Genomic DNA, 15,878 nt, shown 5'->3' with positions numbered 1-15,878 from the left:
TGAAGTATCCTTTCACCGTCAATGAGTTACCTAACTTTCACTCACTTAAATTTAAGCTATTCTGATTATAACCGCTCCTTTATACAACTCCTTATTCAGCTGACTTACAAAAATCACGGCTACCAATATATACTTTGGTATAACAAAATTAAACAATTTGGTAATAATGGTTGCGACTATTGGTAACATGTTATATAAATGTGTCAACCGATTAAAAGAACAACAATTGGTCATACAAAAATTAATGATTTCTTGGGGGGAAATATGAAGCTGAATAAAATAAGTTCGATGTTTACTGGGGCTAGAAGCAAAGCAAATAATATTAGTATTTTTGGCGCAACATTAACGGCAATGTTATCAATGTCGGCAATGGCAGCAGAGCCTGAAGCCCAGACAAATGCAGACGCTAGCGACACAAACGAAATTGAAGTCATTGCCGTTCGTGGCATATTTGGTAGTTTAAAAGCAGCTAATCTACTAAAACGTACCGATGATAGAATTGTTGATGCGATTGTCGCTGAAGATATTGGTAAGTTACCTGATAACAATATTGCAGAAGCGCTACAACGTATCACGGGTGTTTCAATAGCAACAGATTTTGGTGTGGGTGAATCAGTTACCATTCGTGGCGTATCAGAAAACCTTATTTTACTAAACGGCCGTTCTACAGCAGGCCCTGGTCGTGGCGGTATTAATTTATCCGACTTCCCTTCAAGCTTCTTAAAAACAGTTGAAGTCATTAAGTCGCCAACACCTGACATGATTGAAGGTGCGTTAGGCGGCACAGTTAATATGCAAACGGTTCGCCCACTCGAACTGAGTGAGCCATTAGTGGCTATTACTCTTGATGGTGAATATGCAGATAAAACAGAAAATATTGCTCCTAACTTCACATTGGGACTGGGTAATAATTGGGATTTAGGCAGTGCCGGTACGTTTGGTGCTTCTGCTAACTTATCTTACTTAGACCGTGAATTACGCCGTGATGAGTACTTCAATAAAGTTGATTTACTAGACAATATTGATATCAATGGTGATGGCACAGTCGATGATTCTGGCGGACCAAATGGTAAATACCTGCGTAGAACCCAAACAACGGCAGAACAAAAAACAGAAGAACGTGAACGTACAGCTGTGGGTATCTCACTACAGTGGGAACCAGAAAGTGCCAACGCCAATATTTACCTTGATTTAAACGGCACCAAGTTAGACGGTGGTCAATCAGCATATTCAATTCTTGATGTGGGTGGTAGTACTGTTGCTAGAGATGACTCTTACTATGACAGCAATGGCCAACTACACAATTACGATCTAGATGGCGTGTTGGTTATTCCTAAAACATGGAGTGACTTTACCACATCAGACTCAACCTCACATGCCATTGGAGGTGAGTGGTTTCTGTCTGATAATATTGAACTTTCAGCCGAATATTCATTATCAAAGTCAAAAGAAAAACAAACCGCCAATGAATTTAATTTACGTCCAATCGAACGTACAGATCCAACCCTTGACCTAGTCACTCATACCAGCACGAGTAGTTCATTTAGTGGCAGTGGTATCCCAGGTTACACCTATGCTGATAATGGCATGCTAACCAATCCTGATAACTTAGTTTTCCGTGAGTTTTTCCATAAAACCTTAGAAACTGAGAATGAAGAACAAGCACTTCGATTTGATTTTAAGATTTCTGATGTTGGTGTCGATTGGGTTTCAGCTGTTAAAGCAGGTGTACGCTTTACTGACAGAGATTACTCTGCTAACCGTTTTGACCTAAAACCTAATGGCACTACCCTTAAGGACTCATATAAAAAAGCCACCAACGCTGATGGTTTATATAGCCCTATTTGGATTGACAACCCACTGCTTAGCGACAGCATGAATGTGGTTAACATGAGTAACTCATTCGACCAAACAGGCATTGCCGGTCAAAATGATATGTTGACATATAATGTATATGACGCTGACCAATTGCAAAATACCGAACAAACTTATGCGTTAGTTCAACAGATGTTGCAAGATACATCATATGCAATGAACGGTACTTTAGCCGATAATATGGTCGAAGATTCAAGTGCCTATAAAGAGATTAATGAAACAACCAGCGCTATATACGCACAAGTTCACTTAGACTTTGATGATTTAACCGCTGTTGTCGGCGGACGTTATATTCAAACTGACTTAGAATCAAGCGTGGTTGCATCAGTCGATGCCAACGGTAATAAAGTGCTTGATACCGGTAAAAATGATTACTCAGATTTCTTACCGAGTTTAAACGTCACATATACCCTAACTGAAGAAACTTTATTACGTTTCGCAGCGGCAAAAGTGATGCGCCGTGCTGACTTTGATGAACTAAGCCCTTCGTTAACTATTGATAACTCTTTAGTGACCGGTACTCAAGGTTCATACGAGTTAGAGCCTTACCGTGTTACACAATATGATCTTTCAGTAGAACATTACTTTGGTAACGGCGGTATCGTTTCAGCAGCATTATTCTACAAAGATGTTAACTCATTTACTCAAACCGACAGTAGCTGTTTAGCTGATGCCAATACGGTTTCAGGACAAAATACCACTGAATGGGGCAACATTTGTTTACTTGATACAGCAGGTCAAAGCCAAGGTGATGTCAACTTTGCTACAGAAGATCAAGGCTTAGCTTATGTTGATGCTCAAAAAGCTGCAGGCCAAACAGGTATTGTGGTCGACACTGATGTTAACGGTGGTAGTGGTAGTGTTCAAGGTATTGAACTAGGTTACCAACAACAATTTACCTCATTACCAGGCTTATGGTCTGGCTTCGGTGTCAATGCCAACTACACCTATGCAGATAGTGAACAACCTGATGGTAACCCATTATTGAACATTTCGGAAAACACCGCGAATGGACAAATTTACTGGGAAAATGAGGGATTGCAATTCCGTTTAGCGTACAACTGGCGTGACCGTTACTTATACTCACAAGCAGAAAAACGTGTTCAAACTGTCGGCGCATTAGGTTATAACGTCTTTAACCAAAATGATCCTACCTCTGATAATTATGATGCAACTGTTGGTAATAACTACCGTGAAGCACGTGGTCAACTTGATTTCTCAGCAAGTTGGGATATCAATGATAACTTCACCATTGTAGGCAATGTGGTAAACCTCACAGGCGAACCAATTGAATACACCACTGAACTGGATTCAGTGTGGAAATACAGTGAAGCGGATCGTCGCTACACTGTCGGTGTTCGCGCTAAGTTCTAATGAGAACATGGTAATGTAGAGCCTATCAATTGATAGGCTCTTTTCTCATAAAAGACAAATTAAAGGTCACATAGATAATACAAAATGTAGATTAATCAATATTCCGATTAAGACTAAAAGCTCTGCTTTATAGACTTTCAGTCTTATACCGAAATATATTTAGCACTTAACTGTTCAGTAATGACACGTTCAATACACAAGCAGAACAGAGCAAGTAGTTGAATAAAAACATTAATGAGATTTAGGTTACACAAAAATTCATTTTCGAGTGTTTTTGCTCAAAATAACAGCCAACCCTTTTTTAGTCACACTTTTGCAAGAGAACAAATAGTGTTTGGTTGACAAAGGTAACGACTATACCTACCATATTGTAATACAAATTGGTAAGTGAGCATTGGGCGATAAAAAGCCTTGTAAACGACATCTAATGTTAAGAAACACGACACGATTAATAGATAAAGAGTTAATTCTTAAATAGAGCTAATAAGTTAACTAGCCTGAGCTCTAGAGCACTTTTTATATAAATAACATTGCCCACCTTCATATTAAGGTGAGCAACTTTCAATTCAGATAAGCATATATCAATATATTTAGGAGTTAGAAATGACAAAACCAGTCATCGGATTCATCGGTCTTGGCCTTATGGGCGGCAACATGGTTGAAAACCTACAAACACGTGGTTACCAAGTTAACGTTATGGATCTTAACCAAGATGCAGTTGATGCAGTTCTTGCTCGTGGCAATGCTACCCAATTCACTTCTGGTAAAGAATTAGCAGCGGCTTCTGATATCGTTCAATTCTGTCTAACAACTTCTGCAGTTGTTGAAAAAATTGTATACGGTGAAGATGGTGTTCTAGCCGGAATGAAAGAAGGTACTACATTAGTAGACTTCGGAACTTCTATCCCTGCTTCTACTATCAAAATTGGTGCAGCGCTTGCCGAAAAAGGCTGTGGCATGATCGATGCGCCTCTTGGACGTACTCCTGCTCACGCTAAAGATGGTCTTCTAAACATCATGGCTGCTGGTGACATCGACACATTCAACAAAGTTAAACCTGTTTTAGAAGAGCAAGGTGAAAACGTATTCCACCTAGGTAAATTAGGTGCAGGTCACACAACTAAGTTAATCAATAACTTCATTGGTATGACTACTGTTACAGCGATGTCTCAAGCGTTTGCAGTTGCAAAAGCGGCAGGTGTTGACGGTCAGCAATTATTCGACATTATGTCTGCTGGCCCTTCTAACTCACCATTCATGCAGTTCACTAAGTTCTATGCTGTCGATGGCGAAGAGAAGTTAGGTTTCTCGGTTGCCAATGCAAACAAAGACCTTGGTTACTTTTTACAAATGGTTTCTGACTTAGGTACTGAGTCACCAATCGCTGAAGGAACGTCTAAAGCACTTCAAGCAGGTGTTGATGCTGGCCTTGGTCAAAATGACGTACCTGTTATCTTCGACTACTTCACTAAACTAGAGAAGTAATTCGACATTAACTTATCGTTAGCTTATAAGTTAAACGCTTTATAAGCTAGGCACTAATAAGCCGTTGAATATCAACGGCTTTTTTATTTCAATTAAACTCTCACTCGCTTAATAATACTCGACATTCTTTTCTCTAACTGCCTTTAAAGGTATCACAACTTTCCATATTGCCGCTGGCAAAACCGACTTGAAACCATTTCACTCTTTGTGCCGAGCTGCCATGGGTAAAAGAGTCAGGGCTGACATGGCCTTGTGATTGTTTTTGTAAGGTATCATCACCGATAGCGCTTGCTGCAGTTAAGCCCTCTTCAATATCACCCGTTTCAAGTAACTGACGGCTATTATTGGCATGATTTGCCCAAACACCAGCAAAGCAGTCCGCCTGCAATTCCTGCTTAACCGACAGCTTATTGCCCTCAACTGCGCTTAACTTACTGCGAGCGGCATGAACTTCACTGGATATCCCCAGCAGAGTTTGAATGTGATGACCCACTTCATGGGCAATAACGTAAGCTTGGGCAAAATCTCCAGGCGCTTTGAACTGATTTTTTAATTGCTCAAAAAAACTCAGGTCAATGTAAACTTGTTGGTCTGCAGGACAATAAAATGGCCCCATAGCAGACTGTGCCATACCACAAGCTGATTTTACTGCATCACGAAACAACACCAAGCTGGGTTCTTGATAGGTTATGCCCCGCTGCTGAAATAAACCAGTCCAGGTTTCTTCCGTGTCCGCAAGAATAACCGCTACAAAATCAACCTGCTCTCTTTCTGCTGCGGTTTCAGTTAAAGGCATAGTAGAAACACCTGTAGAGGTTTCTTGTTGTAGCCCAAGTCCACCTAACATATTACCTAGGTTGCCGGTAAATAATCCGTAAGCGCCCACACCCACAATCAGTATCGCGGTTCCTTTAAACCCAAGCACCTTAAATATCATCGGTAGCAGTCGTAAAATGCCCCCGCTACCTCGGCCAAAGCCACTAGCACCTGAGACTTGCGTATTACGACGATCTTCTACATTGCTACTTTTACGCTTTCCACGCCAACGCATAACGCTACCCCGACATAATTACAAACATACACTTTAAAGAAATCATTAAAGCCATTTTCAACTAGATTGGAAGCCTGAACGCCCTACCCACTCTTAACTTTTTAGTTACTAAAGGCTAATGACTATATAACGACAAAGACTGCTGAAAGCCGCAACCACAGCACCAATAAACATAGCATAGTTAAACTAGCCTAGCGTTTTAGAAAAGTTTCGGCTAACCAGATAAGTTTAAAATTGATGAGATAGAAAGCGGTTCATTTGATCAGTTGATACTGCCAACTTATCGAGTTTAACAAAATAACCCAATAAAATTAGCTCTAAGCTAAATGTTGGATACAACTAACCCTTTAAAAGAGCGAAAGTCGCATTCAAATAGCATACTTTGGTCTACACAATAAGAACAAAAAATGCCGCTATCAATAAGCGGCATTTTTAACACATTGTTTAAAACATTAATTTACAACTGCAAGTTGATTAGCCTTATTGCACTGTTGCTTCGGCAGAACCAGAGTAAGTCGTACTTAGATCGTCACCCACAGCATAACTTTCGAAGTCCTCAGATAGAACCGCCGTATCTGTTGCATCATCAATCACGATGTCATCAGCTAATAACTCTTTTGCTGACTCTTTCGAAGAGCTACCAATACGAATTTGATAGGTTTCTGTTGCACTGCCCGTATTAATGGCAACATAAGGGCCGTAGAACGTTGTGCCACCATCAATTGACACAGAATAACCTGTCGCAGTCCATTCAAGCACTACATTAATATCAGTATCATCTGTATACGTTAAGCCATCAATGATTTGCTGATCTTTATTTGCATCACGGTATTTAACGCTGCCATCATTACTTAAGACAATTTCGCCCGTTAAGTTACCTGAAGAAGCAGAGCCTCCGTAAACACTAATATAAGCAGTATTATCTTCAGAAACACCATCTGTAGCAGTAAAGCCAGCAATGGCTTGTAACTTAAGGGTTGTAGAAATAGAGCCTTCAGCAAGTGGGTCCGTTGTTAAGCGTAATTCAGCATCAGCGTCTGTTGTTGTATCAGCCATTCTGGCAACTTTATTTACACTAGTTCCCGCTATGGTCATAACGGTTGCTTCAGCAGAGCTTGAATAAGTCGTGCTTAAATCTTCACCTTCAGCAAATATCTCGAAGTCTTCAGACAGAACTGCCGAACCTGTATCATCAGCAATGACGATGTCATCAGCTAATAATTCTTTTGCTGACTCTTTCGAAGAGCTACCAATACGAATTTGATAGGTTTGTGTTGCACTGCCCGTATTAATGGCAACATAAGGGCCGTAGAACGTTGTGCCACCATCAATTGACACAGAATAACCTGTTGCAGTCCATTCAAGCACTACATCAATATCAATATCATCTGTATACGTTAAGCCATCAATGATTTGCTGATCTTTATTTGCATCACGGTATTTAACAGTACCATCATTAGTAAAGACAATTTCGCCCGTTAAGTTACCTGAAGAAGCGGAGCCTCCGTAAACACTAATATAAGCAGTATTATCTTCAGAAACACCATCTGTAGCGGTAAAGCCAGCAATGGCTTGTAACTTAAGGGTTGTAGAAATAGAGCCTTCAGCAAGTGGGTCTGTTGTTAAACGTAATTCAGCATCAGCGTCTGTTGAGGTATCAGCCATTCTAGCGACATTATTATCTCCAGTAGCAACAACAACTGTACCAGTGATTGTGATTACTAATTCAGCAGTAGTACCATCAAAAGATTCAATCGTAAAGGTATCTAATTCACTTTCTCCCACAACAAGTGCAGCAATCGTGGCGTCAGTGGTATCGAGGGTATAGGTCCATGAGCCATCATCTAATATTGATAATGTACCGTATGCACCCATTAAGGTTGTCTGAACAATAGAATCTTCGCCAACATCTGGGTCAAGTACACTTACAGCACCTGTTGCCGTTGCCTCATTACTTGCAATTCTTCCAGTTAAATCAAAAAATACTGCTGGCGTAGGTTCTACTGTGCCATCGCCTGCATCAAATACGATAACTTCTGAGTAAATAGCTAAGCCATACTTGCTGTCTGTACCATCTAAAGTTTCGCCTGCATCATAACCTTCAAAGTCATCTGAAAATATACTTGTTGTGCCAGCTGTATCAGAAAATACCTCAATATTATCAACATAAAAAGAACCAAAAGGAATCGTTCTATCATTATCACCGAATCTAAATTGGATAGCTTTCACACCATCAGCGAACCACTGATCTAAGCCTGTATAATCAGAGTCAACAACCGCTGCAGTAGAGAAAGAACCGCCACCAATTACTTCACCATCAATAGTCACGGTAATTTGTTCTGTTGCATCTAAGTCCCATGTAATCTCTACATCATAAAACTGCTCTTCAACAAATGGTGCAGTGATTAAATTTCCAGGGTAAGCGTCACTGTCAGTATTTCGAACAAAGAAACGAGGGTCTATTGTAGTTTCAGAACCGTCTTCGTTAAGTGTAGATTGCTCGCCTTGAATACGTAAATCTATTAACGATTCACTAGAACTACCAGAAGAACCATAAAGCGTAATATAAGCATCTTTAATATTTCCATCACTACCAAGAGCAACCTCTTTAGATAAAGATGCACTCAGCTTACCTTGACGAAGGTTATCAACGGTAAATCTAATCTCACCCGTATCGCCGCCTGTATCGCTTATTTTTACAACCTGAGTAAGCGAAGCAACACGAATATTAATTTCAGCAGTGGTACCATCAATAGAAACGATAGTGATTGAATCATTCACAGAATTACCTAACTCAAGGCTAGCCAGAGTTTCGTTTGCAGTATTAACTGTGTACGACCAGCTACCATTAGCGCTGATACTAAATGTACCATAATCAAGTGCTACATCAGTTTGCGCAACAAAAGCATCTTCTTCAAAGTTTGGATCAATAATGGTTAATGAACCAGTTAATGGAACCGTAGCAGTATGTTGAACAGTACCACCCAATTCTCCTTCGATGATTGCAGCAACAGGGTCATTGTTATACCCCACAGACGCGCCAATGGCGTCAAGTAACGCCTCATCAACATAGCTGGCAACCTGTGAAGTCGTTTGCAAATTAATTTGTGCTGTCTCAAGTGTAACTAAAGACTCTTCAGAAAAAGAACCATCAGCGACGTCACTAGCAAGATCTTGCATAACGGTAGATAAATCTGCGTCTGCGTTGTCTGCATCAACTTGTGATAGTAGCGCTAGCACAGAACCATATCTATCAGCATCTTCAGCACCATCAGCACCAAGTTCAACAGTACCAACTAAAGTAGGAAGCACTTCTGTTGTATCAAAACGAATACCAAAACGAGCATTAATTATTTCAGCTTCGTCAGCAAACTGGTTTAAATCACTACCCGCGTTTTGAACAGCCATTTCGGTTAAAGGAGAAACAACATAGGTAGGTGGCGGTAGTAATATTTCCTCATCGTTTTCATCAGTCTCAACAATATTTTCAACTACATTCACTACAGATCTTAGTTGAGGAGCATCTAAGGTTAAACCTGTTGATTCATCTGCATAAGTACCGCCAGTACATGTAATTAAACCTGTACCTTCGAAGTGTACGTCGCTAAATGTAACACCACCTGAAACATCAGAGGTTGCAGCAGCTTGTGCAGGAAGAACCGCAGCACCACTATCATCAACTTCAAATATGTCACAAGTTGCACCATCAATAGGGCCCTTAATAATGCTAGCAGAAACATTTAAGGTTGGGTTGATAGCAGGTGTAGATGCCCCAACACCTTCGGTAAAACCTGCCTCATCAGTATAATTAGCAGAAACAGAAATGACTGAACCCTCATCAGCTTCAGTAATGGTGATGGATGTACCAATAGCACCTGTTGACCATGCGTAAGTCAGTGTATCAGCTATAATTCCGTCAGCATCAGTAACCGTTGCTGAAAGAGTCGCACCAGCGATAAATTCGCTTCCGATTATTTCTATGCTCCCGCGAGTATTACCATCTATTTCAGCACCGTCATCACCGCCACAACCTAATAGGCCTGTCGCAATGATGAGCGGTATAAGTGATTTATTATTCATTTTTATGACTCCAAAAAGATTCTTTTTCCAAATTTAGCTTGTTTTATTTAAGTACTAGACTTGGCTAGTACTTAAAGCTGACACCTGCGAACAGGCGAGGACCGTAATCACTTACTTGACCCAAGTTACCTTGGGTATAGAAGTCATCACTGCGAGGCTCACTGAACAAGTTAATTGCTGAAACTTTAACACGAACGTGTTTATTGATTTTGTATGCAGCACGAGCTTCCCAAGTACCTGCCTCATCAACATAACGCAGTCTTGTGCCGTTAGAAGTGTATGGTTGGAAGTATTCGCTACGATACTTGTAGATAAGCGCAGTATCAAAATCGCCTATTTGATAGTAAATCTGGCCATTGAATACATGCTCAGAAAATCCTGGTACTGAGGCTGGAGGAACAATACCTACTTTATCCTGAACAACAACGCCATCTAAATCAGTCGTAAAGGTATTACCGTAGTTACTATCTTCAAACTCATAGTTTGTATCTGCCCAGTTATAGCCAAGCTTCACACCAATACCTAAATCCCAACGATACGAAAATGACGCTTCGAAACCATAAAGGTCACTATCTTCGTCAGTAGTGACTGAATTAGTAATAGGTAAAGCAACTTCCACACCGTCAACGATAAACGTCTCTAATTGTGTTTGCTGTTGGAAACCGCCATTGAATTGCTTGTAGTAAACACCTAACGCTACCATAGAGTCATCGCTTGGGTACCATTCAACAGCCGCATCATAGTTCCATGACATTAATGGTTTAAGTTCAGGATTACCTGCCCCTTGAGCCCCCACTAACAAGTCTTCAACTGATGTAGGATCATCTGAGTTATCGGTTAGGAATTCACGGTTATAACTTAGATCAGAAGGATCTGCACGTGACATACCTCGGTAAATACCAGCTCTGATGAGTATATCGTCATCATAATCAACAACTAAGTTAAAACTTGGTAATACTTCAGTGTAATCACCGCCAGCTTCAATCTGTTTAATATTACCGTTTGCTTTTAGTGCTACCTCACCTGTCGCCGGATCAGTGACAGTGTCAAAAGTGTCTCTAAAACCAATAGAAGTAACGTCAGTTTTCACGACACGAACACCAAAGTTACCACGAATAAATTTATCAAACATTTCAGTGTCGTAGTTAAGCATTGCGTAAGCAGAGGTAGTTTGTTCTGTTACGTCAATAGTACCCGTATTCTCGTATTCAACCTCTGGGTAGGCAAATTCGCCGCCTAAAGATGCTATATTTGCTTGAGCAAAACACTCGTTGTTATAAGTTGCCCACGAGGCGCCTGTACCGCTTTCTATCACATTGCCTGAACTGTCAACATTGGTGATAATATTACCGTCAGAAACACTGGATAAAAAATCAGTTTCAGGGAAGGCTATTTGACAACCTTCAAGTACATCGATGGCCGATGTTACTGATTCATCTAATTCATATTCGTCTCTAGAGCCATTACCGTTAGTGCTGCCGCCATATTGAACAAACGTTAGCTCAGAAACGCGAACACCAGCTTGAACGCTACTAAAAACATCACCGTCTAAAATATAATCAATATCAACGCGTGCACCCATAATCTCGTTGTCACGAACATTTTCTCTGTCTAGGCGGCTACGAAGATTACTCGTAAAGTTAGAGATATCAGTCACATCAAAATCTGTTAAGGTGAAATGCGGAATTTCGTCACCTAAGGCCCAAGAAAATGCGTTACCAGTCGAGCTAGTTCTTGCTCGGTTACTAATTTGTAGCTCTTCACGGCTGGTTTTAGAGTAGCCAAGGTCAACACTAATCTTTAGGTCATCAGAGAAAAAATGTTCGACGTTTAACCCGTAACCACGATAGTTTTCTTCACGTGAAAACTGCTCACCCGAAGATTCTATACGGTCTTCACCCGCCCATTGCAAAATACCACCAACATCATTTACAACAAGGCTTTCTCCCGTTACACCCGGTGTAACGCGCTTTTGTAAGAAGATTAAATCATGACGCGCTTCTGCTTGGGTACGATCTGAAATTTGCGCATCAAAATTGATATCCCATTTATTTGAGGGTTGGTATTGTAGAGCAAAGAATAAAGCGTCTCTTTCATCAGATGTTTCATTTTGACGGAAGCTTCGGCTTGAGCCAGTCCATGCGTATTCCCTGCCATCATCGACTGCAAGACCTGTTTCTGGATCAATTTTATTATTATAACCCGCGTTATCATTATTTCGCGGGTCACTGCTTGGATAAATATCGTCCTCACAATCTCCACCTGTACTACGGAAGAAGCCAGTAGTAGTATCGGTTGGATCATTCAAACATGCCCACAAAGATGAACCCGTTGGGCTTGAGCTTCTATATTCAGCTTCTGGCTGGCTAATATCTTGACGTTGAAAACCTACACTCAAACCAAATGCTTGGCCGTTATCAAACTCAAATTGATCAACATAACTTAGTGTTCCACGGTAGCCCAAATCATCTTGAAGTGAATTGTCAACGTTTGCTTGGTCTGGGTTGTAGTTAGCTTTTACTTCAGCCTGAAAACGTTGCTTACCAAAATCTAAAGGCTTAAGTGTCTCCAGGGTAATAACACCGGCAACCCCACCTTCAATCATGGAAGCGTCTTGTGTTTTATAAATAGCTACTTTCTGCATCAGCTCTGATGGGAACTGAGAAAAGTTAACTGAACGGTCACCACTACCATTGGTCGCTTCACGGCCATTGATGTTAGTGGCACTTAAGAATGGGCCTAAACCACGAATACTGATTTCAGTAGCACCACCATTTTCACGGTGAGATGATGCACCCGTTAATGATTCTAGCGCCTCACCAATTGAAAGTGCAGGTAAATCACCAATATCTGAAGCAGATAAACCGTCAACAACCGTGGTAGATTCACGCTTTATTGCAATTTGGTCTTGAATTGTTCTACGTGTACCAGTAACTACAACAACTTCTATATCATTATCAACTTTATCTAGATTTTCAGTTTCTGCTTCTTGTGCTATTGCCGAAAATGCAAAAGAACTGGTTACAGAAGTAAATGCAGCAAGCTTCATCCATTTTGCTATAGGTGAAAGCTTGAACTTCCCTATTTTAAGGATGGGTTTTGTTTTTTTACTTATTTTCGTCGACATACCGTACTTCCCCTTAGTATTTTAATAAGCATGTTAATGCCATATATTGGTATATGTTTTTATTGCTAGCAGGTTACTGCCATTAAATTCTTATATTTATTATTGCAAGCAGGTTACTGCCATTAAATTCTTATATTTATTATTGCAAGCAGATGACTGCCATTAAATTCTTATATTTAAATTATAGATATATTAACTTCAACAGACGAACCCCAAACAAAAGCTTTAACCTATTAATTTAAAAAAATATAACCAATAATTGTAGTTACGAGTTACAAGTTACTAATTTTAAATTGATGTGTTAACTGCGCTAAAATTTATACCCTTTATGCATGTTATGGATATGATAGAAAGTGGCTTGCACATAATCACCATCAGCGCCGTCATTGTTTTGATTATAAACACCCGCTTTAAAGTACATATACTGGTTACTAGCACTATAACCACTATCTTTCATATCGTAGTACTTAGTAATATTAGGCTTACCTTCCCTGATTATAGTGACGAACAACACTTCATCTTCGACGGAAATTTTATAAGAGAATTTTTCGTTTAAGGCGATTCCGTCATCAGGGTCTGACAAAGTATGTGAACGTGAGCCAATCATATTTATCCAAATATCATCACCATCATTTATTTCATGGGCAAAATAAATAGCCCCTTTCGAGTTGGCTGGTAATTTTCGGTAATATAAACGAATAGGTTCGTCATCCGTCGCGTGAATTTGCCCGATGACCACGCGTCCAACCTTTTTTATATCACCTGTGGTAGATACTCGGTTTATTGCCAAAGTCCCTTCCAAACTGCCTTCGACACCCCCAGTCTTAGCTTTCGCCGAACCATGCGCATTGCTGAAAACCCAGTTATTCTTAGTCAGGCCACCAGTTTTTATTCTGCTATTACCTCTACGTAGCATTTCGCGTAGTTCGGTTCTCGCATATTTTGTATTTTTTGAGGTCTTGGCACCTACGTTTGGGCAAGCGAATACCAAGCCACCATCATCTGCTGTATAAAAAAATGGCTTTAAGTCAAAGCCTTTATCTAATGATTTCTCATAGACGGTATCAGCTTTTTTATCTTTGTTGAGATCGGTTGGCAACGTTAACGACCAATCGAGTAAGTCAAAATTTTCACCTGGTTTTTTAAGCGGATCGAGTTTTGACAAATCCCCCAGTAAAACACCTTCAGCAAGGCTAGTGTGTGACTTAGGAATAAGCGTATTCTCCTCAATTTCCTGAGCATTGAGTGATGCGCTAAAAACAGCTAAAGCAAAAACTAGCAAAGCGAAAACGTCACACATTTTCTTTTGAATATGTCGGTAAGATTTATATGTGTTGATATTGGAATCCTTTATAATTTACGATCTCTTTGTTGAATATGTTCGTATATTGTTCGGCTTAACTATTTTCAAAGCTTACTTAGAATACCTATATGCGCAGCATATAGTGGCGCACCTACACATGAGCTTAACTAACCCTGAAAAACGTAATAAAAATAGGTAAGACTTTGCTTCTAATTAACACCAAAAATTATCTAATTTCGTTGTAAAAAGAAGCAGAACTCTTTGTTGTATATGATCAAAGAGCAATGATTAATTGTTACGCACAGAATCACACACAACCCACCCAACACAGCTACATACTTAACAACCTGTTCACACCTGTAACTTTGCGTTAAACAAAATATAACCACCACAACACATCATTGTCAACCAAAAAAGCGCCGCAGGCATTACCAAAAACCAAAATTGGTAGTAACGACGACATAAAAAAGATTAACGCATTGGCTTTACATATTTCCCTCTCAATAGAAAAGACATAATGAACAATAACTTACAGGAGAGTCAGGCCTGTTATTGTTGAATGGTTTTTATATTCACTACCAATGGATATGACAACATTACCAAATAACAGAACAAAGTTAGTCAGTGACTCAGCTGTATTTCAAACTCGCAAGGTGTTATTACCAATTTTTTGCGCAGGTATTACCAATAGATAATGTAATGAGATTACAGTTCTGAACTAATATGCAGATTATGAGCTGTACGATAATTCGTATTGATTGTGATTTATCATTAATGCTCTTGTTGAACAAAGCTGCGCTGTCAGGCGCATTAGTGCTGATTTCGATGCATGTCCTGATAACCTTTCAACTAATGACCTAAAGCGCTATTTTTCCAGTTTGATTGATTCACATTCGTGGAGCACCGTGAAACTTGACCGTAATGGGTTGCACAAACACTTGTAAATAGGTCTATCGACATGTGCTTAATCAACACTGGGAGTGGCTTAATATTGTTAAGCCACCACAAGTCCAAAGACTGCCTGATATTCTTACCCCTGCTGAAGTCACTATCGTTATTAGCCTTACTCATAAGCTGCGATATCAAGTGTGCTTTCTCACCTTATACAGTATGGGATTGCGCCTCGGTGAGGCCATTTCACTGCAGGTTGGCGATATCGATTCACAGATGATGCAGGTACTCATTCGTAACGCCAAAGGTGGAAAAGGTCATTTTTTGCTCCAGCAAAAATGACATACATCACATCCATGTGATTAACAGGTTGGTGCCCTTGCCCAAACGGACCTTGTTAGCGCTGCGATATTACTGGCAAACTCATCGCCACCCACGGCTGATTTTTCTGGTAAAGATGGCCAGCCAGACTCAAAGATCGATAAAGGCGGGACTTACTTTAAAATCAGAAGGAAAAAGCCCTCAAGCGGGTTATTCGTGAGTGTAATATTCATAAGTCCAACAGCCCACATAATCTGCGCCACAGCTACGCCACTCATCTGTTAGAGCAAGGGTTAGATTTGCGCTCAGTGCAAACTTTGCTCGGTCACAACAGCCTTAATACCACCGCCCGTTATACCCGCCCACCACTA

The 15,878-nt window shown here is 40.2% G+C and carries 6 protein-coding genes and 1 pseudogene; 3 read left to right on the top strand and 4 right to left on the bottom strand.

The window, feature by feature from the left end:
- The first annotated feature begins 264 nt into the window (after positions 1 to 264).
- Both Q4533_RS17920 and Q4533_RS17915 read left to right on the top strand, forming a co-directional pair.
- The gene (locus tag Q4533_RS17920; protein WP_102476880.1) at positions 265 to 3,249 is read left to right on the top strand and encodes a TonB-dependent receptor; all 2,985 of its coding nucleotides are present in this window, start codon (positions 265 to 267) and stop codon (positions 3,247 to 3,249) included.
- A 603-nt stretch (positions 3,250 to 3,852) separates the two neighbouring features.
- Positions 3,853 to 4,734, top strand: a complete 882-nt coding sequence (locus tag Q4533_RS17915) for an NAD(P)-dependent oxidoreductase (protein ID WP_102435635.1) — start codon at positions 3,853 to 3,855, stop codon at positions 4,732 to 4,734.
- A gap of 133 nt (positions 4,735 to 4,867) precedes the next feature.
- Here Q4533_RS17915 and Q4533_RS17910 read toward each other — a convergent pair whose 3' ends face one another.
- The 4 genes from Q4533_RS17910 to Q4533_RS17895 form a co-directional block, all read right to left on the bottom strand.
- Positions 4,868 to 5,785 carry a neutral zinc metallopeptidase gene (locus Q4533_RS17910; protein ID WP_303503627.1) on the bottom strand — a complete coding sequence of 306 codons (918 nt, stop codon included), beginning with the start codon at positions 5,783 to 5,785 and terminating at the stop codon, positions 4,868 to 4,870.
- 480 nt (positions 5,786 to 6,265) lie between these two features.
- Positions 6,266 to 9,865 carry a VCBS domain-containing protein gene (locus tag Q4533_RS17905; protein ID WP_303503625.1) on the bottom strand — a complete coding sequence of 1,200 codons (3,600 nt, stop codon included), beginning with the start codon at positions 9,863 to 9,865 and terminating at the stop codon, positions 6,266 to 6,268.
- A 64-nt stretch (positions 9,866 to 9,929) separates the two neighbouring features.
- Positions 9,930 to 12,992, bottom strand: coding sequence for a TonB-dependent receptor (locus Q4533_RS17900; RefSeq protein ID WP_303503623.1), 3,063 nt, complete (start codon positions 12,990 to 12,992; stop codon positions 9,930 to 9,932).
- A 310-nt stretch (positions 12,993 to 13,302) separates the two neighbouring features.
- Positions 13,303 to 14,274 (bottom strand): polysaccharide lyase family 7 protein, encoded by a 972-nt coding sequence (locus Q4533_RS17895; protein ID WP_241903452.1) that lies wholly within the window; start codon positions 14,272 to 14,274, stop codon positions 13,303 to 13,305.
- Positions 14,275 to 15,062: 788 nt separating this feature from the next.
- On the opposite strand from Q4533_RS17895, the pseudogene Q4533_RS19710 reads away from it, so the two are divergent.
- Positions 15,063 to 15,878: pseudogene (locus Q4533_RS19710) on the top strand (tyrosine-type recombinase/integrase); the annotation flags it as partial.

Origin of the sequence: Shewanella sp. 6_MG-2023 (assembly GCF_030547195.1) — a bacterium.
Taxonomy (GTDB): Bacteria; Pseudomonadota; Gammaproteobacteria; order Enterobacterales; family Shewanellaceae; genus Shewanella.
This window is presented reverse-complemented; position numbering and strand designations above follow the sequence as displayed.

Bases quoted from the DNA above. Each gene is read 5' to 3' on its own strand.
- Q4533_RS17920 (WP_102476880.1), top strand. From the start codon at position 265: ATGAAGCTGAATAAAATAAGTTCGATGTTTACTGGGGCTAGAAGCAAA.
- Q4533_RS17915 (WP_102435635.1), top strand. From the start codon at position 3,853: ATGACAAAACCAGTCATCGGATTCATCGGTCTTGGCCTTATGGGCGGC.
- Q4533_RS17910 (WP_303503627.1), bottom strand. From the start codon at position 5,785: ATGCGTTGGCGTGGAAAGCGTAAAAGTAGCAATGTAGAAGATCGTCGT.
- Q4533_RS17905 (WP_303503625.1), bottom strand. From the start codon at position 9,865: ATGAATAATAAATCACTTATACCGCTCATCATTGCGACAGGCCTATTA.
- Q4533_RS17900 (WP_303503623.1), bottom strand. From the start codon at position 12,992: ATGTCGACGAAAATAAGTAAAAAAACAAAACCCATCCTTAAAATAGGG.